Source organism: Sporosarcina sp. CAU 1771 (assembly GCF_054482775.1).
This window is the reverse complement of sequence record NZ_JBTLRN010000013.1, coordinates 1-24129: the sequence shown is the minus strand read 5'-3', so window position 1 is coordinate 24129 and position 24129 is coordinate 1. Positions and strand designations below refer to the sequence as shown.

Here is a 24129-nt window from a genome sequence, read left to right as displayed (position 1 = left end):
TTGAATGACGAAGCATATGCAAACAGTTAACCCAATAAATCGTTTACTGAACACCTCTAGTAAAATGAGTATACTACTTTTATATAGAACCTTGTCACTAGCACTAACCTCCCTTTTCTTTTATTTATTAGGACCTCAATTACCTTTACTTTTTAAAACTGGGGTCGTTGCTTCACTTTCCATTGCCGCTTGGATTGTAACTGATTTACAAAAAAAGCATGTTGAAAACAAACAATTCTTGAAAGCTATTATTCTAATTGAAACAACAGGTTTAATATTACTTCTCATACCAACAGGCGGTATTTCAAGTCCGTTTATATGGTACGCGCTAAATCCAGTGCTTGTAGCGGCGATATTTCTAACACCCTTCTTCAGTTTCGGGGTGTTAACTTTCTATTTTGGGAGCGCTACTAGTATTGCCAACCAATTATTTCACTATGAAATTGCGGATTTATTGAAAGATAAATCTTATTTTTACTTGGTGTGTATGCTAACTACTCTACTTGTCTGGTTATTCTCCAGGTTTACAAAAGAAGTAGCCTTACAATCATCCTTATTGATGGAACAAAAAGAAAAGCTGCTGATTGTGAATGAAAAGCTTACTGATTCCAATATGAAGTATGAAGAAACATTGGAGCATATTATGTCTCTTTATTACTTAATGGATAGCTATTCTTCTATGAAGAGCCCAAATAAGTTAATTCAAAAAATTACCGCAGCATTACAGAAATGTGCACAAACTGACTCGGCATTTTTTTGGCTATCTGCTACGAATGATCAAACTAGTTATCTTGAGAATTTGACGAATAACAGCCATTTGGAAACAGATTTAATGAATGTATGGGATAACTTCCGTGATATAAAGGAACCTTTTATCGGTACTATAAAAAATGAACGGTATTGGTTGAAAATAATTCGAACTTCCAAAAATATTGGAGTATTAGGATTTCAAATCTCTCAACATAACGAGAATGAAAAATCCTTCTTAGTAAAACGTACTTTTGAATTTCTTGCTGAGCTTAGTGAAATTATGTTAGAAGGAATACACATGAACCAAATGACGGGACAAATGCAAGTGATTGAGGAACAGAATCGCATCGCGAATGAAATACATGACAGCGTCTCCCAAAGGTTATTCGGTATTGTTTACTCTTTGCATAACTTAAAAGTTAAAGGACCTGCACTTTCAGAAAGAGAGCTAGACAATGAATACAAATTTCTTTCCGAGTCAGCAAATACAACCATTAAAGAACTGCGTAAGGCAATCTACCGACTCAGCTCCATTAAAAATGAAGAACAACCTTTTCTTGTCCATCTAAAATCATATTTACATGATTATGCGCGGTTGAATGATATTCGGATAAACTATCAAATAACGGGCGATGAAAATCTACTATCAAATGATTTGAAAAGTGCACTTTACCGCATTATATGCGAAGCGTGTGGGAATTCAGTCCGGCATGGAAATTGCAGTGAAATTGAGTTAACACTTCTACTAGTAGATAAGAAAACCACACTTATTATTCAAGATGATGGTGTTGGCATCGACGATACCCTAGATCAAACTAAGATTGAAAAAGGGTTGGGACTTTATAATATAAAAAGAATTATTTCTTCATACAACGGAACATTTTCAATTGACGGTGCATCGAGTCTAGGTACTAAAGTTAGTGTTGAAATTCCCGTTAGCGAAATACAAATAAAGCAGGAGGTGGCTATATAATGAAAGTTGTCATTATTGACGATCATCCTTTAGTAAGAAAAGGATTACATTCAATACTTTCTTTAGACAAGACATTTGAAGTTCTAGGTGAGGCGACAAATATGAAGGAAGCTCTTCAACTATTCAAAGCTGTTCAACCGGATTTAGCAATTGTTGATCTTCGACTGGGGGTAGACTCTGGTCTTGATGTAATAGAAGAAGCCATACAGCAAGGGGTTTCATCCAAGTTTGTTGTTCTTACCTCTTCAACAGATGAGGAAGACTTTAACCGTGCAAAGAAAATCGGGGTGGATGGCTATTTATTAAAAGAGGCGTTTCCCGAAGAACTACTTCACGCACTTAACATTATTAAAAGAGGCAGAAAATATTACGATCCCGGTGTGGTTGATTTATTCCTTCGGTCTGAAGATTCCTCAATGGATGAACAGCAAATTAAAAACTTAACACCTAAAGAAAAAGAAGTATTAACTGTATTGGGTATGGGACTTTCCAATAAAGAAATTTCTCAGTCATTATTTATTACCGAATACACTGTAAAAAAACACGTTAGTCAAGTTTTATCCAAACTAGATTTGGCTGACCGAACGCATGCAGCTCTTTATACAAATGCTACGGGCTTGGCGACGTATGTTGTAAACTAAGAAATCTGACTGCAAAAAAACTTCCCACCCTTAGATATAAAGGTGGGAAGTTTTTTATTGGTTGTCAATTTGTGCTCGTTGCAACTTACCACTGTAATCTATATAAATCGATTTCCATTCTGTGTATACATCAAGTGCCGCCACTCCAGAATCTCTATGCCCATTCCCTGTTCCTTTTGTTCCTCCGAATGGCAAGTGGATTTCTGCACCTGTTGTACCTGCATTCACGTAGACAATTCCTGTGTCTAAATCTCGCATTGCTTGAAAAGCCAGATTGACATTTTCCGTAAATATTGAACTCGATAATCCAAATTTCACACTGTTATTCACTTCAATTGCTTCTTCTATACTTCCTACAGATATAATTGAGAGTACCGGTCCGAATATTTCTTCTTGAGCGATTCTCATTTCTGGCGTCACATCTGTAAATATTGTCGGTGCATAATAATTACCTTTATCCAACCCATTTTCCGTTACAATACTTCCACCTGTCAGAAGCTTTGCACCTTCATCTTGACCGACTTTTACATACTCATGAATCTTTTCAAGGGCCGCCCGATTGATAACGGGCCCCACTTTAACAGACTCATCCGCGCCATCACCAAGTGATAACTCCCCAATCCTACTGACTAGCTTTTTCTCGAGTTCATTTTTAACGTCTTCATGAACAATAATACGGCTTGTTGCAGTACATCTTTGCCCAGTTGTACCAAATGCCCCCCATAAAATACTGTCCACAGCTAGATCTAGGTCGGCATCCGCCAAGATTGTGACCGCATTTTTTCCACCCATTTCGAGTGAAGTTCTTTTTAAAAGTTCGCCAGCCCGAGCGTTAATGGTACTCCCCACTTCATTCGAGCCTGTAAATGAAATGATATCAATATCCGGATGTTCAACCATCGCGGTTCCTACTGTACTTCCTGGACCGTTGACAAGATTAAGCAAGCCTTTCGGAAGTCCAGCTTCTTCATAGATTTTCGTGAATTCATAGGCAACCATTGGTGTTTCAGTTGACGGCTTCCAAACAACAGCATTTCCTGTTACAAGTGCTGGGAGTGACTTCCATGATGCAATTGCAATGGGAAAGTTCCACGGCGTGATTAACCCTGCAACGCCCACCGGCACTCGGACACTCATTGCAAATTTATTGCGAAGCTCTGACGGTACGGTATCGCCAAAGAGACGCCGCCCTTCGCCAGCCATATAAAATGCCATATCAATAGCTTCTTGAACTTCTCCCCTAGCTTCGTCAATAACTTTACCCATTTCACTCGTTAGTACTTGCGCAATTTCTTCCTTACGCTGTTTCAATAAAAATGCAACTTCGTATAAAACTTCCGCACGTTCGGGAGCTGGGACAAGGCGCCATTCTTTTTGAGCCTTTTTTGCTGCTTGAACTGCACGATTTACATCTTCTTCAGTTGATTGTGTAACTTCCCCAAGTACTTCTCCGTTTGCAGGATTAATAACCTGTACAAATTTGCCTGAAGCTGATTCACACCATTCGCCATCTATATAGTTCAAATACTTTTCCATAACTATTCCTCCCTTTAATTTTTGATCCTACACAATCCCATAAACCCCAATTTACTTACATTCCTATACATTTAATGCTAGCGTACTTTCGTGGAAATCGTATTGCCTCCTGTTACAATAATTCAACTAAAACATAAAAAACCCTTTTTAGAAGGGCTTTTATGCGTAAATTTAATTCAAGGTAAAGTGTTAGAATCTACCTGGTACTGTCAATCTATCCATTACAACTCTCAAGCATAGCGACGTGTTACTTTATTGCCTCCATACGAATAGATTACCTGTCTTTTATCCACATACGTTTCCATATGGACAATCCGCCCCCATAATTTATAAATATATGGGAGAACATTTTCTAAATAATGAAGATCTAGTTCTGTCGATTCATAATTATGCACTAAATAAAGTTCGCCATTTCGAGAGTAATCACCATTTTCAACAACAATATACGGAAACCCACCGTTGACTCGCATAGAAACAAGTTGATTCCTTACTTGCTCAGCCTCTTTATTCGTAACCCGGTACTCTCTCCCCTGTTTTTCAAATAAATACAAATCTTCATTCCGAATCAATTCCTTCGTTAAATAGTTTCGGATAAAGGAAGCATCTGATTCAACTTCTCGAACCTCGAACATTTTTTCCCTTCCTGTATTTGGTTTCACGCCAAACTTACGCATTTCTTCAGTCGGATTGTTGTATCTCGCTTCAATGTCTTCAAATATCTTCAATCCTAAATAATAAGGATTGATGCTCGTTTTTGATGGTTGAACAACATTCGCATTCAAAGTGGCGAACTCGATTGTCTCATCCGTTGTTAAGTCCAATTCTCTAATAATTCGTTGGTGCCAATAGGATGCCCAGCCCTCATTCATTATTTTGGTTTCCAGCTGTGGCCAAAAGTACAACATTTCTTCCCGCAACATCGTTAGGATATCGCGCTGCCATTCTTCCAATTCTCGACTATGTTCTAGAATAAATAGCAGTAAATCTTTTTCAGGTTCCAAAGGAAATTTAGCTCTTTTGGGGCTTGGTAAGAGTTTTCTATCCGTTTCTTGAATGTCCAAATCCCATAAGTCATCATATGGGGTTTTTCGTACAATGGGCTCTCTTTTTTCCTCTTCAATTCTTTTATTACCAAGCAGTAGTGGATCTACATGTTCTTGAATCGCAAGCACTGCATCCAAAAACTTTTCCACTTCGTCCTTCCCATGAATCATTTCATACTTAACAAATCGCTCTGCTGTTGCAGTCATGCTTTCCACCATGTCCGTTCGAGTATGTGAAAATCGCGCGTTGTTTTTAAAGAAATCACAATGAGCAAGTACATGCGCAATTATAAGTTTATTTTGAATCAAACTATTCGTATCCAGTAAAAATGCATAACACGGATTTGAGTTTATAACCAATTCATAAATTTGACTTAGCCCCATATCGTACTGCAATTTCATCTTATGGAACTGCTTTCCAAAACTCCAATGTGCAAACCGTGTAGGCATTCCGTATGCTCCGAACGTATAAATAATATCAGCTGGGCAAATTTCATAACGCATTGGATAAAAGTCTAGACCGAATCCCGTTGCAATTTCCGTGATTTCATCAATCGCATGATGTATTGCATTTAATTCCTTCAATCGAATCCCTCCGCCTCTTTTCGGAAAAAACTTTTCAGTGCGTAGTAAATATCACGATTTTCCTTTAATATATAGTGGCGAAATTTTTCATCTTCAATTTTTTTATAGGCAGACATTAATGTCGAAAATCGATTATAAACGTTGACCTCACCGTAGCCAAACATATTTGAACTATCCATTAATCGTTGAATTAACTTCATACACTTTTCGTTGTCTGAAGACATGTTTTCACCATCCGAAAAGTGGAAAGGATAAATATTATAGCGTGATGGATTGTACTTTTTCTCGATTAAATCTAGCGCTACCTCGTATGCAGAAGAACAAATCGTCCCCCCGCTCTCCCCTTTCGAGAAGAAGTCTTCTTCAGATACTACTTTTGCTTCTGTATGATGGGCGATAAATTCGATTTCTACGGATTCGTATTGCGAACGTAAAAAACGCGTCATCCAATAAAAGAAACTTCTCGCCATATATTTCTGAGTTTTCCCCATCGATCCACTCGTATCCATCATCGCAAGAACGACAGCTTTCGACTGGGGGCTTTCTACTTCATCCCAAGTTTTAAATCGTAAATCATCCGAATGAATTGGGGAAATTTCTGCTTTTCCTTTGATCGCGTTTCTTTTGATAGCGGTTAATATCGTTCTTTTCTTATCGATATTGCCAACAAGACCTGTTTTCCGAATATCGTTAAACACAATTTTTTCATTCGTTATTTCTGCTTGTTCTTTTTGTTCTAAATTCGGCAGTTCTAACTCTTTAAAAAGCGTTTCTTCAATTTCAGAAATAGGGACTTCTGTTTCAAGATAATCCTTACCCGGCTGATCACCCGCCTGTTGGCCTTCTCCTTTTCCTTTTCCTTCTTCTCCTTGTCCGCCATCAGTTGCAACAACATCACCGACTTCACTATCTCCACTTCCCTGCCCGACATGCTTCGATTTGTCTGTATTGTAGCGGATTTTATATTCATCCAGCGAGCGAATCGGAATTTTTACAACGTCTTTTCCACTTGACATAATAATACTTTCTTCGCTAATCAAATCAGGTAGGTTATTTTGAATAGCTTCCTTCACTTTATCCATATGACGCAACTGATCTTGGTACCCTTTCCGATGCAACGACCAGTTTTCCCTTGAAACAACAAACTTTTCGTTCATAGTACCCCACTTTCGGCTTTATATTTAGATAAAAAAACAAGACCAATTCATCATCAGTCTTGTTTTTCACCGCCAAATTATCGATTGAGTAGACTTCCCACATACTTTAATAGTTCATTTGCTGAGATCGAATTATAGCCGTATTCATCGATAAGGCTTTTGACAACTTCGTTTATTTTCTTCAGTTGCGATTCATCTGGTGTTTGTGAAGAGGTTGTAAATTTAACAATATCCTTTAAATCGGCAAACAACTTTTTTTCTACCGCTTCACGCAAACGTGGATGTGAGTTATAATCAAATCTTTGTCCTTTTCTTGCATAGGCTGATAAGCGGATTAGTATTTCTTCCCGAAATGCACGTTTTGCATTTTCTGATACACCTATCTGCTCTTCAATTGAGCGCATTAACTTTTCATCTGGATTCATTTCTTCCCCTGTCAGAGGGTCTCTCATTCTATTTTTATTGCAGTAGGCCTCGACGTTGTCAAGATAATTGTCAACCAATGTCTTTGCTGACTCTTCATAGGAATATACAAAAGCTTTTTGAACCTCTTTTTTCGCAATATCATCGTACTCTTTTCTAGCTATGGCAATATAATTCATATATTTTTCACGATTTTCTTGAGATATGGATGCATGTTGATCAAGTCCATCTTTTAACGCACGCAACACATCCAGTGCATTAATTGAAGGTACTTCTTTCCGAATGATAGCTGATGAAATTCGGTTAATAACATACCGAGGATCAATCCCATTCATCCCTTCATTTGGAAACTCCTTCTTTAATTCCTCTACATTCACTTGGTTAAACCCTTCGACATTTTCTCCGTCATACAAACGCATTTTCTTCAGCAAATCAATACCTTGCTTCTTAGGTATTTCAAGTCTTGTAAGCACCGAGAAAATCGCGGCAACTTTGAGTGCATGTGGTGCAATATGAACATGTACCATATCGCTTTCCTGAATCATCTTTTTGTAGATACGTTCTTCTTGGTGAACTTTCAAATTATAGGGAATCGGCATGACAATGATTCTTGAGTGGAGTGCTTCATTTTTTTTATTCGCGATAAAGGAACGATATTCAGTTTCGTTTGTATGAGCGATAATCAATTCATCCGCGCTAATTAAAGCAAATCTTCCAGCTTTAAAGTTTCCTTCTTGCGTCAACGATAATAAATGCCAAAGAAATTTCTCGTCCAATTTCAGCATCTCTTGAAATTCCATAATCCCTCGATTTGCTTTATTAAATTCACCGTCAAATCGGTACGCACGCGGGTCTGATTCTGAACCGAATTCTGCAATTGTTGAAAAGTCGATGCTCCCGGTTAAATCTGCAATATCTTGTGATTTCGGGTCAGAAGGTGTGAATGTACCAATTCCAACTCGTTTATCTTCCGAGAAAAAGATACGCTCTACCAACACATCTTCTACGCGTCCTCCATATTCTTTCTCAAGTCGCATCGCATTTAATGGTGATAATGATCCTTCCAGTCGAACTCCATATTCTTCAAAAAAATCGTCCCGTAAATTGAGTGGGATTAGATGTAACGGATCTTCATGCATCGGACATCCTTTAATGGCATAAACCGCGCCCTCGTCTGTTTTACAATATTGTTCAAGCCCTCGTTTCAACAATGTCACAATTGTGGATTTCCCTCCACTTACAGGCCCCATTAATAGGAGAATTCGTTTGCGTACATCAAGTCTCTTTGCAGCAGGATGAAAGTATTCCTCCACGAGCCTTTCAATTGATTCTTCTAGTCCAAAAATTTCTTCTCCGAAAAAGTGATACAATTTCGCGTCATCTTGTTCCGTTAATCCTGAACTCTTAATCATATGATAAACACGGGAATGTGCGGTTTGGGCAACTATTTTTCTCTCTTTTACAATCTCCAGATAATCTGCGAATGTACCCTCCCACTGTAGTCGGTTTTCTTCTTCTCTAAAGCTTTTAACTTTGTTTAAAATATTCAATGTATCCCCTCCATCTAGGGCATGGTTTTTATATAGTATGCAAAGAGGTCATCTATAATGACGAACGTTATAGTACAACTCAGATTAGATCTTTATTGTGTTGTTCAAAACTGTATTGGACTTTGTATGACTAGACACCTTACTATTTCGTAGTCAATTCGATTATCTCTTCTTCACCTCCAAAATATTTTCCATTCCATCTTCTCCGTAATAGCGCACATGGATACCCCTTGACAAATTGCATAATCATCGTATATTGTTAATCCCTAGTAAACAAATAGGTATTTGATAGTATACTAATTACATAGTAGTTTACTTCAAGACAAAAGGAGGAACAGCATGATTAATTTATTTGTGAAAACTGAAATACAAAAACAATGGTTGCAGAAATTACATGAGAAGGAAACAAAGTTTAAAAATCTCTCTTCTGAAATTGACGAATTATCCATCTTTCCCAAAGAGAATTTTCAAGACCTAATCGATATTGGCTATACAAGCAGCACACTCCCTCATTCTTTTGGAGGAGGAGGCCTAAAAGTTTATGATTTTGTACTACTTCAAGAAACGCTCGCTAGTTTTGATGCAAACACGGCACTATCAATTGGTTGGAGTCTTGGCGTTATCGGGGACTTATTCGAAAGAAAACTTTGGACCGAAGAAAACTTAACCTTTTTTGCAGAAGAAGTTCGAAACGGTGGATTGGTAAATCGTTCGGTTACCGAAGCCCAAACAGGTAGTCCAACGAGAGGAGGGCGTCCTGGAACGAACGCGATAAAAGAAGGTGATTATTGGGTTATATCGGGACGTAAAACATTTACAACTGCCTCTCCAGTATTAACTTATTTTTTAACATCTGCATGGATTGAAGAAAAACAAAGAGTCGGTTTCTTTCTTCTCCACAAAGATTTGGACGGAATAACAATTGAAGAAACATGGGACGTTGTTTCAATGAGGGGTACAGCAAGTCACGATTTAGTTCTGAACAATGTAAGGGTCGATGAATCAAAACTGGTCGAACTTCCCGAAGCAACAATTGGGGGTCCACAATTTAATGGCTGGATGCTTCACATTCCTGCATGTTATCTAGGAATTGCACAAGCGGCACGTGATTATGCAATACATTTTGCCAATCACCATTCACCCAACAGCCTGAGTGGTCCAATCAGTCAATTGCCAAATGTCCAACAACTCATAGGTGAAATCGATTTGGCTTTAATTCAGGCGAGACATCTTATTTATAGTGTTGCAGAGATGTATGACGATGAATCTAGAAGAGCTAATCTGTCGAATGAAATCGGTGTTGTTAAACATACGGTTACAAATTCAGCAATTTCAATTGTTGATAAAGCGATGCGGATCGTAGGCGCAAAAAGTCTTCAACGCAGTAACCCTCTTCAAAGATATTATCGTGACGTCCGGGCAGGCTTACATAATCCCCCAATGGACGACATGACCATTAAAAGATTGGCATTATCAGCAATTGAATAAGAAAAGAGCAAGCGCCTGGTTATCCCAGGAAGGTAATAGTGTAACTCAAAGCGAGCTGCACAGGAGACTAGACAAAATAATAAAACGTGATTCTTGCGAAAAAAAGGAGATTTATATAATGAAAAGAAAAAGTTTTTTACAATTTGCAGCAGTAGGCTTGTCATTGTCGGTAATTTTAGCGGGATGTGGCGCTGAAAAAGTGGTGGGAGGAACTTCGAATAACGATTCAGACGTCCGCAAAGTGAAAGTTGCCTACGATCAAGCCTCAAAACCTATATCCTGGTTGGATGAAAATGGAAACCCTACTGGATACGATGTTGAAGTGATGAAATTGGTCGATGAATTGCTGCCACAATACGAATTTGATTACGTTGGAACGACAAGTGATGATTTACTTATTGGCGTTGAGCAAGGTAAATTTCAAGTAGGAGTTAAAAACGCTTTCTGGACCGAGGAACGAACAGAGAAATTCATTTTCCCTGAAGAATTTCTTGGTCTGAGCAGTGCAGGTCTTGTGCTAAAGAAGGAAAATGAACATATAAAAACACTTGCAGATTTTGCATCGGCTGGCTTTGCATTAGCTCCTATCGCTGCGAACAATGCGCAATATACAATTATTGACGAATACAACAAAGCCAATCCAGACAATGAAGTCAAACTTGTAGCGGGAGATGCTTTCTCTGTTGAAGTCGTTCAGTGGGTAAATGAAGGCCGTGTAGATGGCGGTGTATCAATTGAGGGTCCCTTTGTACAGAAAGTAATCGCAGAGGATGGTCCATTCCACAAATTTGTGGATGACGTTGTTTATAATGAGTTTGCTGTTATTAAAACTTGGCCATTGTTCAATAAAAAAGAGCAAGAATTTGCGGATGCTTATGACAAAGCCATCAAACAACTAAAGGAAGAAAAGAAAACCAACGAATTGATCGAAGAATTTTATGGTAGGGACTTGTTTGAAGTCTTAGATACTGTAGAAAGATAAATAAATTAGCAGAGTGGCAATTAGATTAATTTCTGTGAAGACCATAGAAGTTAAGGCCAATTGACCTCTTCGTTGTTCGATTGGCTGTTGGATGCGCACCAATTCCAACAGCCTTTCCTAGAAATTTTTCAATAAGGAAACCAAAGACGGAGTGATAATATGGAAAAGTATTTTGACTCAACCTATATATGGGATTCACTTCCACAACTCATCCCTTTTTTAAAAGTGACATTTATTGTTGCGGGTCTATCTGTCCTGTTTGGAACGCTACTAGGATTTATCATAGCGGCGGCAAAGATTGGAAAAAGTAGGTTGGCGAGAAAAATGGCCAATGGATATACGACAATAATGAGATGCACACCGTCTATCGTTCTCTTATTCTTAATTTATTATGGTATCCCCGCTCTTGGTAATAACTTTGGAGTGAACCTCAATGATGTTCATACAGCAGTATTTGTTGTCATTACTTTTACGCTTCAATTTTCAGCTGCCATGTCGGAAGTGATGAGATCTGCCCATGAATCTATTGATAAAGGACAATTCGAGGCCGCTGTAAGCGTTGGCTTAAGTAATACGAAAGCGTACTGGAGAATCGTGCTTCCACAAGCTTTTGTCGTCGCGTTACCAAACTTCGGAAATAGTTTGCTTGCAGTTCTTCAAGAAGGATCCTTAGCCTATACAATCGGGTTAATTGATGTTGTCGGAAAAGCAAATCTCATTATTGCGAGTAATTATGAAGCCCATGCATTAGAAATCTATCTTGCGTTGGCCATTATTTTCTGGGTACTTTCAATAGGAATTGAACAATTCTTCTTTAAATTGGAAAAGGTCTTTAGCAAAGGGAAGCGGGTCGTAAAAACTACGTAAGGTTGTGAGGGAGTGTCGGAAGGTCTGAATTATAAATTTCTATTTGATACATTTTTTGTTGCATTATCAGGAGTTCCTACTGCGCTAGTTGTTACTGCTGTAGCACTACTCTTTGCACTGCCACTAGGTTTTTTACTCGCATTAACTCGAATCAATCGAATACCGATTTTGCATCGTTTGGCGCAAGTATATGTTTCTTTTGTAAGAGGAACACCTATCATTATTCAAATTTTCATTATATATAGTAGTGTCCCTTTATTGCTAGATTCTTTCTTTACAAAGTTCGGCATTGAAATAAATATTTATGATATCCATCCCATTTGGTATGCATTCATTGTCTTTTCCTTGAATACGACTGCCGTTCTCGTAGAAGTATTTCGCTCTGCAATAAGTACTGTAGATAAAGGACAATTAGAGGCAGCCTATTCAGTCGGATTAACAAATCTACAGGCTTTTCAGAGAATCATAATTCCACAGGCACTCGTTGCCGCAGTACCGAATATTTGTACAGCAACCGTCAATTTGATTAAAGCAACCTCTTTAGGGTATGCCATGTCTTTACAAGAAATCACGCTAAGAGCTAAAGTGGCAGCAAACGTTGGATACAATTATGTTGAAGCGTACCTAGATATCTTTATTGTCTACTTAATTTTATGTAGCTTAGTGGAATATGCCTTTAAGCTGTATGAAAAGCGGTTAAGCAAATATAAACCTGCAAATGCTTAAATGAAACAGGGGGGCAAAAACATGTTAGAAATTAGTAATGTCCATAAATCCTTTGGTAAAAATGAAGTTCTAAAAGGTGTGGGGTTAACAATCGATAAAGGGGATGTTGTCGTCATACTCGGGCCAAGTGGTTCGGGTAAGACAACATTACTAAGATGTATTAACTTTTTAGAAAAAGCAGATCAAGGGCACGCGTATTTCGGGGATATTGAGGTAAATCTTAAAAAAGCTTCAAAAAAAGAAATTCATAATGTTCGGCAAAAGATCGCTTTTGTATTTCAAAGTTATAATCTGTTTAATAATAAAACGGCGATAGAAAATATAACCGAAGGACTTATTATTGGAAGGAAGATTCCTAAAGCTGAAGCCAATGAAATAGGTAAAAAAGCATTGGATAAAGTAGGGCTTTCCGACAAATACAATGCCTATCCTAGTGAACTATCAGGGGGGCAACAACAAAGAGTCGGTATTGCAAGGGCTGTCGCTTTAAATCCGGACATCATTTTATTTGACGAACCTACTTCCGCATTGGACCCGGAATTGGTCGGCGAAGTGCTAACCGTCATGAAGAATATAGCAAAAGAAGGAACAACGATGTTAGTCGTCACGCATGAAATGTCCTTTGCGAAAGATGTAGCAAACAAAGTCATTTTTATGGATGGTGGAGTTGTTGTCGAGGAGGGATCGCCACAAGATATTTTCGTTAATCCAAAAGAAGAAAGAACGCAAAAGTTTTTGAGGAGAGTCTTGCCGCAGGATTTCACTTACTATATTTGATAGGTTTCCTAGGATTATTCCAGATTGAGGGGCTTTTCCGTAAGTCTGACATAAACTGGAAAAACCATTTCCCATAGGACACATCGTAAAAGCCCTTCTAAAAAATATTGAAGGGCTTGTGGTTGCTACATACCATTCGTGTGACAATACCTCTTTGTTTTATGCGCTTTACAACTCTCCTGTAACGCAATCAATCGGTCCTTTTCCAGTTAACGCCGCTACGATGTTTTCAGCCGCTCGCATCGCCATGGCCTCTTCCGTTTGTGCAGTAGCTGAACCTATATGCGGAACTGCTACAACATTTTTCATAGTAAGAAGTGGATTATCCGGATCAATCGGCTCTTTTTCAAATACATCCAACCCCGCTCCGTGAATATCTCCGTTTCGCAAGGCTTCTATAAGTGCTTCTTCATCTACAGTTTGCCCTCGAGAGACATTAACAAATATTGCTGACTTCTTCATAAGTCCAAACTCTCTAGCACCTATCATTTGGAACGTTTCGGGAGTAAGCGGAGTAACTAGAACAACAAAATCTGAACGACTTAAAAGTACATCCAGCTCGCAATATTCTGCTCCATAGATTTTCTCTGCTTCCGGTTTTCTATTCCGATTGTAATAAAGAACATCCATGTTAAATCCAAATTTCGCTCTTCTAGCAATCGACTCACCGATTCTCCCCATACCTATAATACCTAACGTACTACTATGTACATCCATTCCATAGGTTTCAAGATAATCTGTGTTTACATTCCACTTGCCATCCTGTACATATTGATTCAATTCAACAATTCGTCTTGCAGATGATAAAACCAAAGCAAATGCCAAATCTGCAACGGTTTCATTCAACACTTCAGGTGTATTTGTCCCTATGACGTTGTGATTGTTCATTGCTTCTATATCGAAATGATTATAACCGACAGATACCGTACTAATCACTTTCAAATTCGGCGTACTGCGTAATAACTCTTCATCAATATTTCCACCTGAGTTTCTAGATGTGTACAAGCCATCTACATTCTTAATCTCCCTAAGAAGAAGCTCTCGTGGGATCATTCCATTTCCCTCCCACTTGCGAACAACACAATGTTCAGAAAGAAAAACTTCAACGTCTTTTGAAATTGGATAGGTTACATATACAATCTGTTTCAATACTTATTCCCCCTTGTCTACTTCCATTGTGCCATAATCGAACTTCATCGCACAGCCATTTCGACACTATTGTATCTTCTTTGATGAAGATACACTGTCAAAAGTACGATGAATTCAGATGCTGGAATCGTTAACCAGACACCCGTTACCCCAAAGAAGTGGGACAGTATTGCTAGTAAGATTAACAAAAGGATGATTTCTCTTGCAGCCGTTATCCATATTGCCATACGAATTTGCCCGATCGATTGGTAATACGTCATCATAACTAAATTTACACCCATAAATAAGTAAGCGGTAAAGAATAACTTAATTCCAGGAATTGCGAGTTCCATTACCTCACTAGGAAAATCACCAAACACACCGACAATAGGTCTGGAGGAAAATAAACCAATCAATAAAAATAGTGCACCCGCACAAAATGTTGTACCAATAGCCATCCGAACCGTTTTCTTCATCTTCTTTTCATCCTTAGCTCCCTTATAATAACTTATAAGCGGCTGAATTGCCGCACCCATTCCTAAGAATAAGAGCAACATGACACTATGAACATAATTTAATATTGTAAAAGCAGACACTCCCGCTGTTCCTGCAATATGTTCCAACATGAGATTGTGAGAAATAGTAAAGACTGAAAATCCAACTTCTGATAAAAAGCTTGGGAAACCAATCACTAACAACATCCATAGAAGTTTCTTATCGAATTTGAAACGTACAAAACGCAAATTACTCTGTTTCTTAAAGAAATGAGAGCACAATATTAAAAGTCCGATAAACGCACCGATGATTGTAGCCGATGCAGCACCCTGGATACCATAATCAAGAACGAATAAAAACACATAATTCAAGACTATATTTACGAGTGATCCTATAATTAAAGCAACCATCGATAAAATCGGTGCACCATCATTTCTTACTAATATACTAAAGGCGTTTTCTACAGTGAAAACTACACCAAACAAAAGCAAAATGTTCATATAATCAGCTACATATGGAAATGTATCAGCATTTGCTCCCAGCAGATAGGCTAGTTCCGTTCTGTAAATAAATGCAGTCAGTCCTATGATCATCGATAAGATCATAATGGCAACCATTGCATGCGAAAATATGACTTGGCCTTCTTTTGTACGCTTAGCACCCATAGATATAGAGTACCGTGTTGCCGCCCCAATCCCTATCCATAAAGACATCGCAACAAAAATCGTGTATACAGGAGTAGCAATTCCAATTCCAGCAAGTGCAACAGAACCCAATCGGTTCCCAACCATAATTCCATCAGCCACAATATTGATAGCCATTAAAAGCATCCCAACCGTTGACGGGATTAAGTATCTTATGAAAGATTTACTAACAGTTTCAGTATCCAAGCGGTTGATTACCTGTCTATTCTTCATACTCGTTTCCTCATCTTCCAAAAAACCGATAAACGATTTTAGTTTTTATAGTTTTTCAAAGTGAAAAAATAACTGACATGTTTAGTGTCAGTAAGTCATCCTTATACTTTTGTAACAATTCCATTTAGTAGAACATCGACAATCGTTTCAAATCCTTCTGTCACAGATATACTGTGTTCGAAGAAAAATTGACGATCTAACGTTAAATTTGCAGCATCAATAATTAACTTCATCAGTAAATCTATATTCATCTTTTCGATGACACCTGTTTGTATACCTTCTTCTAGAAGTTCCTTTAATTCATCCCACTGGTTTAGCTCTAGATTCACTCGTTCCCATCGGTCAGGGTAAGACCTCTTCAGCTGCTCTAATATACGCAGGTCATAAAATTCATTATGCTTCGGCACAACCACAATTGTTTTACGTATTTTTTCCACCAATGTCAAATCGGGATTATCAATAATTAAGCGTGTTTGTTCATCAAACTCATCTAGAGTCAAGTCAATGATGGAATCCAAAATATCAACTTTTGAAGAAAATTGTTCATACAACGTCCGCTTACTAATCCCTAGGCGCTTTGCCAAATCATCCATTGTAAATTTTACACCGTTCAATCGAGTTTCTTCTATAAATGCATTAATAATACGAGTTTTCAACATATCTTCCTCCAATAAAACCAATAACACCAAATAAGTTTTCTCAGTTTAATTATAAAACATTTATGATTCCTATGCAAATTTAAACTTTCACCAACAATATTAAACTACTTTACATTCTCTTACACCGTTATTTATGAATTTTCGCCCTGTATTAAATAGTCATTATTCTCTCTACACTTGATTCATTTGAATAAGTATGGCAAAGTAGAAGTTGTACAATAATTAAAACTTCATGCGTTACATTTATGTGGGGGTACCAGTTTTACTGGTTGAGATATACTTTGCAAAGTATAGACCCTTTGAACCTGATCTGGTTAAAGCCAGCGGAGGGAACATACTCATTAGCTAGTCTATGGTTATGCGTTCTTCGGTTGTCCGGAGTACGCATTTTTTTGTCTTTCTTTTGTAGACTTAGTATTCTATTAAACAAAGACAAAGACTCCGAACACAATTGCGCCAAAGTGCAATTGGATTTCAGTAAATCGTTCACTTGTAATTGCTATGAAAGTTGAAGGAGGAGCAAGATTGAAAAAAGTTTGGTTAGTTGCCTTACTCAGTCTGTTACTTTTATTGACTGCATGTGGCGGAAACACGAGCAAGGAAAAGGAAAATGGTGAAGAACTACAGAAAATACAATTTGTCCTTGATTGGACACCCAATACAAATCATACGGGCATTTATGTAGCACAAGAAAAAGGTTTTTTTGAAGATGAAGGCCTAGATGTAGAAATTTTATTGCCTGGAGAAGCGGGTGCCGATCCACTCGTTGCTGCCGGTCAAGCTCAGTTTGGAGTTGGAGCCCAAGAAGCGATTACAGAAGCACGTGTACAAGAAATACCTATCGTTTCAATAGCTGCAATTCTCCAACATAACACATCTGGATTTGCATCACTTACAAGCGAAAATATAGAATCACCTAAAGATTATGAAGGTAAATCATACGGTGGTTGGGGAGCACCCTTAGAACAAGCAATTATCTCTACTTTGATGGAAGCAGAAGGTGCAGATGCATCAAACGTCGAATTTATTAATATAGGTAACTCTGACTTCTTTACAGCAGTCGAGCGAGATATTGATTTTGCATGGATTTACTATGCTTGGACAGGTATTGAAGCAGAACTTCGAGGGATCGATATGAATATGCAATATTTAAACGAGTACTCAGAAAAACTCAATTTCTACACCCCTGTTCTGACGACAAATGAAAAAATGATTGCCGAAAATCCCGAAACAGTAAAGGCTTTTGTAAAAGCTATTGCAAAAGGATATGAATTCGCAATAGATAATCCAGAAGAAGCAGCAGAAATACTCATAGCTGCAGTCCCTGATCTTGATGAAGAACTTGTAAAAGCAAGTCAAAAGTGGATTTCTCCAAAGTACAAGGACGATGCTCCACGTTGGGGCGAACAAAAACTGTCGATTTGGGAAGGCTACGCTGAGTGGATGACAGAGAACGATTTACTCGATATTGAATTTAAAGCGAATGAGGCATTTACGAATGAGTTTTTACCGGAGTAAGCAATTTCAGGAATTAAAAACCAGGAGGAAGTACAATGACAAACGCATTGGTTAGTATTCAAATCATACCGAAAACACCTAATGGGGAAAATGTAATTCCCTATGTAGACGCGGCTATCGCAGTAATTGAAGAGGCGGGCATTCCTTTTCAAGTATCTCCACTAGAAACAACGATGGAGGGTAATTTACCTCAGCTACTTGAAATTGTCCAAAAGATGAATGAGAAGATGATCGAACTCGGTTCCTTAAGTATTATTTCACAAGTTAAAATCTTATACACTGAGGGTGCATCAATGAATAAATTAACGGAGAAATACCGTTGATAAATGTGCTGAAAAAAGGATGGCGACCCTTAGCGGTCCTCATCCTTTTACTCACTCTTTGGGAAATTGTCGGTCGTTCTTTCGCAATCCCAGCATGGCTGTTGCCTGTTCCTACCCAAGTATGGAATGAAGCCATTCAAGGATGGGAACTGTACGCAGGACATATAGGATCCACTGTCAAACTTACGCTGACAGGATATGCAATTGGAAGTTCTGTTGGACTTGCAGTGGCTATCCTTTTATTCCGAATACCTAGTTTACAGGAAGCTTTCTATCCTTTACTCATTTTATCCCAAAATATCCCTACGATTGTATTAGCACCTTTACTAGTTATTTGGTTCGGATTCGGGGTGTTGCCTAAAATCATCATCATTGTTTTAGTTTGTTTCTTTCCAATTACGATTGCGACCTTGGACGGCTTACGCCAAACAGACCGAGACTTGTTGCATTATATGAAAATGGCAGGCGCATCCAATCGACAGATTTTTTGGAAGTTAGAATGGCCATATGCACTTCCATCCATTTTTTCAGGTTTAAAAATTGCAGGTACATACAGTGTTATGGGGGCCGTTATTTCCGAGTGGCTAGGAGCAAGTAAAGGAATCGGCGTGTATATGACGATGGCCTCTTCTTCCTTTAAAACAGACCGAGTATTTGTTGCTATTGCGTTAATCATGCTATTAAGTTTAACTTTTTTCGCTCTGATTGCACTCGTTGAAAGAAGAATGTTTAAGTGGCAACGACAAGGAGGTGGCCCATCGAATGGGTAAATTAGCTTTACAAAACATTTCAAAATCCTATGAGACAAACCATGTCCTGAACAATGTTTCATTTCATGTAGATGAAGGGGAATTTGTATCCATCGTTGGTCCTTCCGGAAGTGGTAAGAGTACATTATTCCAACTCATTGGTGGTCTCTATCCTCCTGACGATGGAGCTATCATGCTGGATGGGCATAAAGTTAATAATTCTAGAGGACATATAAGCTATATGCCTCAAAATCCATCCTTGTTTCCTTGGCGTACCATTTTAGAAAACGTTTTATTAAGCTCTGAAATCGTGGCAGAAAAAGATACAGAGCAAGCTATAGAACTAATTGAAAAAGCAGGTTTAAGTGGCTATGAAAGTGCCTATCCACACCAATTATCTGGCGGAATGAAGCAGCGTGTAGCTTTTATTCGAAGTTTACTAAGCCCGCAATCCATCATTTGCTTGGACGAACCCTTTTCTGCACTCGACGAATTTACCCGTTTTGAAATGCAAGAATGGCTGCTTTCCATATGGGAGGATTATCGGAAATCCGTATTGTTTATCACACATAATATTGATGAGGCGCTTTATTTATCGGATCGCATTTTGATTTTATCCAGTAAGCCTGCGTTTATAAAAAAAGAAATAACAGTTCCGTTTCCAAGACCCCGAAATGAGGATATGTTACTAAGCGAACAATTTATGAAATTGAAAAGGGAAATTCATTATGAACTACGAAGTTGATTTTGCTAGGCCAATTATTGATGCGCACATTCATCTGGATCAATATAAGAAGTCTAAACAGCAAACAATCATTGATTACTTGGAACGTCCTTCATCTGAATTACATGGCGTGATTACCGTGTCGAAGGATTACCTATCATGCACTGACAATTTGCAGCTTGCCGAAACCCATGCAGGTATCCGTACCGCTTTTGGCTATCATCCTGAACAGGCGCCGCCTTCCGATGTTGAACTCGAAAAGTTATTTTCTTTTATGGAATTAAATAAAAATCAGATGGTCGCAATCGGTGAAGTCGGGCTTCCCTATTACTTGAGACAAGAAGAACCGAGGCTACCACTTGAACCATATTATGAAATGCTCGAAGCCTTCATCCATCGTGCGAAAAACTGGGACAAGCCTATCAATCTACATGCCGTGTATGAAGACGCTGACATTGTATGTGATTTGCTCGAAAAACATTCTGTCGATAAAGCCCATTTTCATTGGTTTAAAGGTTTTCCATCGACTTTTGGTCGAATGATTCGCAATGACTATTATGTATCAGTCACGCCGGACTGCATATATGAACCCGAAATTCAGCATCTGATTGAGTCCTACCCTATAAATCGATTAATGGTTGAAACAGACGGTCCCTGGCCCTTCTCCGGTCCATTTGAAGGTGAAATGACACATCCAAAAATGATTCACCGCTCCATTGCGATGATTGCGGCTATTAAAAAGATGGATCTTCGTGATGTATATGTGTGTATTTTTGAAAATACTAAGAGATTTTATTTAGATTAAAAACCTTGCAGTGACAGTTTGAATAAGTGACTGTCACCAAACAATAATGAATAAAGGGAGTCCTCCTTCTTGAAGGCCAATGAAAAAGTCTGACTTTCTGTAGCGCCGTTGATTTCTGTTCCGAGCGGACACGTCTTCAATCTCCTCGTCGCGAAAAGCGTGCTCCTGTGGGGCTTTCAGATCGTGTTGTTTCCGCTGGAGTCGCCGCTCGGAACGAAAATCAACTAGAATAGTCAATAAAAATCAGTTTTTCAGTGGCCTCCCGCTCCGATCAACGGAACGCTAAGATCCAGAAGCATTTCAATACAGTGAGGAAAAAGTGCTAATTCGTTCAAAATCGAACGAATTAGCACTTTTGATTTAAAATACACTTACAAATTAAATGTGTAAGTTTTTCAGTGGCTTCCTTCTTGTCAAGGAGTTATTTTAGTCACTCATTCATTTTGACAAGTTGAGGGAGGTTCTCCTTTTTCATGTCTTGAAACCTTTAAGCCGTATGGACAAAAGGATATGAAACTGATTCATTCCGGTGAATTATTAGTGTAATCGTTCGCAAGGTTTCTACCTATTTGGCTAACTCGTAATAAGCTAGTCTTTCAAAGGTGTGAACCTCTTTTTGTTTCCCGACCACCTTTTAACTTTAAATGTAAACTTTTTTATAGTATTGGCTGACTTTTCAAAGCTTCTTTTTCTATTTTTCTTCCAATAATTAATTTCTGGATTTCAGACGTACCATCTACAATCTGGCTAATCTTGGCATACTTCATATATCGTTCCATTGGGTAGGATTGAAGCAAACCATTAGCACCAAATAACTGAGAACATTCTACTGTTGCTTTCATCGCCAAGTCTGCTGCTTTTAGTTTTGCCATTGCTATTTTATAAGATGATATTTTTCCTTGATCGATAAGACTGGCTGCATGATAAGTTAGCCAGCGGGCAGCTTCAAGTTCAGTGAGAAGGTCTGCTAATATCCACTGGATGCCTTGGTTTTTAATAATTGGTCGACCGAATTGAATACGACCACCTAAATATTGAATGGCACTTTCTATTGTTTGTTGAGTGAGACCAATTGAATGAGCAGCAATATAAAGGCGAGCAACATCAATTGTTTGTAGTGCACTACTTAATCCTGTTTCTGATATAAGTCTGTCTTTTGGAATAAAGCAATCATTAAATTTAATAGCTGGAGTAGAGATAAAGTTTGCTCCAAACTTTTTCGGAGAATCTAATATTTCTAAGCCTGCATCTGTTTTATCAACGAGTAACATAAGCGTTTTTGTAGGATCATCTTTATCTTTAACAACTACTGCAAAATAATCCGCTTCTTTTCCGTTCGTCACCCAGTTCTTTGTACCGTTAATTACATACCCGTCATTATGTAGATAAGCATTCGATTCTATCGAGGAAGGATCAGAACCAGCTCCAGGCTCTGTTAATGCAATCGCTGCAATTTTTTTCCCTGAAGAAATCTCTGTAATTTTCCTTTTCATTTCCTCGTTCTCTGTATTTGATTGAGATAGTCCAAACCCTACGACATTATGAACACCCAATGCAAATGTAAAACCAAAAGATCCTCGAGCTAAAGATTCATAGATAAGTGCTGTTTCGAGAAAACTGTAACCTTGTCCACCTAATTCTTTTGAGTTTAGAAGACCAGTATAGCCAGCACGAGCTGTTTGCTGGAATGCATCATAAGGAAAGGTGCCATTAGCTTCCCATTTTTCTTCATTTGGAAGTAAAGCTTCCCTTGCGAAATCATAGGCTTTAGAGCGAATTGCAATTTGGTCTGATGAAAGAGTAATCATTGAACTATCATCTCCTATATTACTATTTTTTAGAAGCTATGTGACTGTTTAAAAGAGATATCCTTATTAGGAAATCTTCACAATGGTCCTGCCTCGAACTTTTGCTTGAAGGATTTCTTGTAATTTAGTTGGTAATTGTTCAAGAGTAACTTCACTAGATAGATAATCTAGCAAACTCTCCGGTTTTAAATCACTTGCCAGACGTTCCCATATTTTCTGTCGTGTTTCCATCGGACAATAAACTGAGTCGATTCCGATAAGTTTTACGCCCCGAAGAATAAATGGCAGCACGGTCGTATTAACAGTGGTTCCAGCAGTCATTCCACTAACTGCTACAGCCCCACCATATGCTGTGGTACTCAGAGCATAGGATAAAGTATCTCCCCCCACTGGGTCAATCACCCCTGACCAACGTTGTTTTCCAAGAGGGCGAATCTTTTCCGGGGATACTTCCTCGCGCGCAATAATTTCTTTGGCACCAAGCTTCCTTAAATATTCATGTTCTGATGTTTTTCCTGTGCTTGCCACCACATGAAATCCTTGTTTTGCTAACATGGCAACAGCCATACTTCCTACACCGCCTGTTGCTCCTGTAACAAGAACGGGAAGACTTCCCGGTTTTACACCTTGTTCTTCCAGACATTGGACGGATAAGGCTGCAGTAAAACCTGCCGTTCCGAACACCATTGATTCTTTCAAACTTAAGCCCTCTGGCAATGGTATAACCCATTCGGAAGGAACTCTTGCATATTCACTATATCCTCCGAAATGAGATACACCTAGTTCATAACTCGTAACAATAACCTGGTCTCCCTCGCGGAATTTCTCATCCTTCGAGGCAACCACTACACCCGCCAAATCTATACCGGGAACGAAAGGATATGATTGAACAATTTTTCCATCCGGAATAGAAGCTAATCCGTCTTTATAATTTACACTCGAATATTTTACATTGATTAACACATCACCTGCAGGCAAATCTTCTAATAATAACTGTTTAATATCAATAGAAAAAACATCTTCTTTTTTATCAATAACTAAGGATTGAAAAGTATTCATTTTACACCTCATTCTATTTAGTATTCAGAGCCGAAAATCGGCATTGAACCAAAGACTTTATTTCTTATACTGTAACTTCTGAATATTCTTACACTTATGTTAATACAAAGATTCTATCCAGTCAACATAATTTTGACTGGTCATTATAATCTCTGTTATAGTAGAGCTATAAATAAAAAATAGAATTTATATCTTGCATAAGGTGTTTTGGCTAGGTCGTACCTTTTATACTAACCGGAACCTTGCAAGAGCCTAGTTACTAATTTAAACACTACCCTTCCCTTCAGATAAAATCTATTATAGGAGCATTCCTGTTAGAAGTTTTTTAGGGGCTTGAACAAAAAAAGCCCTCTTGGTATGATGCGGGGTGTCAGTTTCTCGACGAAGAAATGACCCCTAATTTAGATACCAGGAGGACTCACTTATGAATTTTAAACAAAATGAGA

At 38.3% G+C, this 24129-nt stretch carries 21 protein-coding genes and 1 riboswitch; of the genes, 12 read left to right on the top strand and 9 right to left on the bottom strand.

The genetic code is table 11. From position 1 onward, the window contains the following. Nucleotides 1-4: 4 nt before the first annotated feature. On the top strand, nucleotides 5-1723 hold the full coding sequence (locus ACXYMX_RS10220) for a sensor histidine kinase (protein ID WP_459044133.1): 1719 nt from the start codon (nucleotides 5-7) through the stop codon (nucleotides 1721-1723). Beyond that, nucleotides 1723-2364 (top strand): response regulator, encoded by a 642-nt coding sequence (locus ACXYMX_RS10215; protein WP_459044132.1) that lies wholly within the window; start codon nucleotides 1723-1725, stop codon nucleotides 2362-2364. The genes ACXYMX_RS10220 and ACXYMX_RS10215 overlap by 1 nt, the downstream gene beginning before the upstream one ends. A 54-nt stretch (nucleotides 2365-2418) precedes the next feature. Here the strand turns inward: ACXYMX_RS10215 and ACXYMX_RS10210 are convergent, their stop codons facing one another. The 4 genes from ACXYMX_RS10210 to ACXYMX_RS10195 all read right to left on the bottom strand — a co-directional run bounded on the left by ACXYMX_RS10210 (nucleotide 2419) and on the right by ACXYMX_RS10195 (nucleotide 8658). Continuing rightward, complete coding sequence (locus tag ACXYMX_RS10210; RefSeq protein ID WP_459044131.1) at nucleotides 2419-3900, bottom strand: aldehyde dehydrogenase family protein; 1482 nt, start codon at nucleotides 3898-3900, stop codon at nucleotides 2419-2421. Between the two features lie 230 nt (nucleotides 3901-4130). Then, a complete protein-coding gene (locus ACXYMX_RS10205) occupies nucleotides 4131-5528 on the bottom strand; it encodes a SpoVR family protein (protein ID WP_459044130.1) in 1398 nt (465 codons plus the stop codon). Further along, a complete protein-coding gene (gene yhbH / locus ACXYMX_RS10200) occupies nucleotides 5525-6685 on the bottom strand; it encodes a sporulation protein YhbH (protein ID WP_459044129.1) in 1161 nt (386 codons plus the stop codon). The genes ACXYMX_RS10205 and yhbH overlap by 4 nt, the downstream gene beginning before the upstream one ends. A gap of 77 nt (nucleotides 6686-6762) precedes the next feature. Continuing rightward, nucleotides 6763-8658, bottom strand: coding sequence for a PrkA family serine protein kinase (locus ACXYMX_RS10195; protein WP_459044128.1), 1896 nt, complete (start codon nucleotides 8656-8658; stop codon nucleotides 6763-6765). Nucleotides 8659-8997: 339 nt separating this feature from the next. Here ACXYMX_RS10195 and ACXYMX_RS10190 point away from each other — a divergent pair, with 339 nt between their 5' ends. The 5 genes from ACXYMX_RS10190 (at nucleotide 8998) to ACXYMX_RS10170 (ending at nucleotide 13498) form a co-directional block, all read left to right on the top strand. Continuing rightward, nucleotides 8998-10146, top strand: a complete 1149-nt coding sequence (locus tag ACXYMX_RS10190; RefSeq protein ID WP_459044127.1) for an acyl-CoA dehydrogenase family protein — start codon at nucleotides 8998-9000, stop codon at nucleotides 10144-10146. 118 nt (nucleotides 10147-10264) lie between these two features. Then, nucleotides 10265-11128 (top strand): transporter substrate-binding domain-containing protein, encoded by an 864-nt coding sequence (locus ACXYMX_RS10185; RefSeq protein WP_459044126.1) that lies wholly within the window; start codon nucleotides 10265-10267, stop codon nucleotides 11126-11128. Between the two features lie 159 nt (nucleotides 11129-11287). Further along, nucleotides 11288-11995, top strand: coding sequence for an amino acid ABC transporter permease (locus ACXYMX_RS10180; RefSeq protein ID WP_459044125.1), 708 nt, complete (start codon nucleotides 11288-11290; stop codon nucleotides 11993-11995). Between the two features lie 12 nt (nucleotides 11996-12007). Then, nucleotides 12008-12721 carry an amino acid ABC transporter permease gene (locus ACXYMX_RS10175; RefSeq protein WP_459044124.1) on the top strand — a complete coding sequence of 238 codons (714 nt, stop codon included), beginning with the start codon at nucleotides 12008-12010 and terminating at the stop codon, nucleotides 12719-12721. A 21-nt stretch (nucleotides 12722-12742) separates the two neighbouring features. Further along, nucleotides 12743-13498, top strand: coding sequence for an amino acid ABC transporter ATP-binding protein (locus tag ACXYMX_RS10170; protein ID WP_459044123.1), 756 nt, complete (start codon nucleotides 12743-12745; stop codon nucleotides 13496-13498). Nucleotides 13499-13666: 168 nt separating this feature from the next. Here ACXYMX_RS10170 and ACXYMX_RS10165 read toward each other — a convergent pair whose 3' ends face one another. From ACXYMX_RS10165 to ACXYMX_RS10155, 3 genes are all read right to left on the bottom strand, one after another. After that, nucleotides 13667-14647 (bottom strand): 2-hydroxyacid dehydrogenase, encoded by a 981-nt coding sequence (locus ACXYMX_RS10165; protein WP_459044122.1) that lies wholly within the window; start codon nucleotides 14645-14647, stop codon nucleotides 13667-13669. Nucleotides 14648-14691: 44 nt separating this feature from the next. Further along, nucleotides 14692-16038, bottom strand: coding sequence for an MATE family efflux transporter (locus ACXYMX_RS10160; RefSeq protein ID WP_459044121.1), 1347 nt, complete (start codon nucleotides 16036-16038; stop codon nucleotides 14692-14694). Between the two features lie 101 nt (nucleotides 16039-16139). Further along, nucleotides 16140-16694 (bottom strand): TetR/AcrR family transcriptional regulator, encoded by a 555-nt coding sequence (locus tag ACXYMX_RS10155; protein ID WP_459044178.1) that lies wholly within the window; start codon nucleotides 16692-16694, stop codon nucleotides 16140-16142. Nucleotides 16695-16936: 242 nt separating this feature from the next. Beyond that, nucleotides 16937-17046: riboswitch (TPP riboswitch) on the top strand. Between the two features lie 152 nt (nucleotides 17047-17198). Between ACXYMX_RS10155 and ACXYMX_RS10150 the strand changes: the two genes are divergently transcribed. From ACXYMX_RS10150 to ACXYMX_RS10130, 5 genes are read left to right on the top strand one after another with little or no spacing between them, the layout of a single operon-like run. After that, nucleotides 17199-18215 carry an ABC transporter substrate-binding protein gene (locus tag ACXYMX_RS10150; RefSeq protein WP_459044120.1) on the top strand — a complete coding sequence of 339 codons (1017 nt, stop codon included), beginning with the start codon at nucleotides 17199-17201 and terminating at the stop codon, nucleotides 18213-18215. 35 nt (nucleotides 18216-18250) lie between these two features. Next, a complete protein-coding gene (locus tag ACXYMX_RS10145) occupies nucleotides 18251-18538 on the top strand; it encodes a thiamine-binding protein (RefSeq protein WP_459044119.1) in 288 nt (95 codons plus the stop codon). Next, nucleotides 18535-19308 carry an ABC transporter permease gene (locus tag ACXYMX_RS10140; RefSeq protein ID WP_459044118.1) on the top strand — a complete coding sequence of 258 codons (774 nt, stop codon included), beginning with the start codon at nucleotides 18535-18537 and terminating at the stop codon, nucleotides 19306-19308. Before ACXYMX_RS10145 ends, ACXYMX_RS10140 begins: the two co-directional genes overlap by 4 nt. Then, nucleotides 19301-20032, top strand: coding sequence for an ABC transporter ATP-binding protein (locus ACXYMX_RS10135; protein ID WP_459044117.1), 732 nt, complete (start codon nucleotides 19301-19303; stop codon nucleotides 20030-20032). Before ACXYMX_RS10140 ends, ACXYMX_RS10135 begins: the two co-directional genes overlap by 8 nt. Further along, a complete protein-coding gene (locus ACXYMX_RS10130) occupies nucleotides 20016-20816 on the top strand; it encodes a TatD family hydrolase (protein ID WP_459044116.1) in 801 nt (266 codons plus the stop codon). Before ACXYMX_RS10135 ends, ACXYMX_RS10130 begins: the two co-directional genes overlap by 17 nt. A 656-nt stretch (nucleotides 20817-21472) precedes the next feature. Here ACXYMX_RS10130 and ACXYMX_RS10125 read toward each other — a convergent pair. After that, nucleotides 21473-22624, bottom strand: a complete 1152-nt coding sequence (locus tag ACXYMX_RS10125) for an acyl-CoA dehydrogenase family protein (RefSeq protein ID WP_459044115.1) — start codon at nucleotides 22622-22624, stop codon at nucleotides 21473-21475. A gap of 66 nt (nucleotides 22625-22690) precedes the next feature. After that, nucleotides 22691-23683, bottom strand: coding sequence for an NADPH:quinone oxidoreductase family protein (locus ACXYMX_RS10120; protein WP_459044114.1), 993 nt, complete (start codon nucleotides 23681-23683; stop codon nucleotides 22691-22693). Nucleotides 23684-24129: the final 446 nt, after the last annotated feature.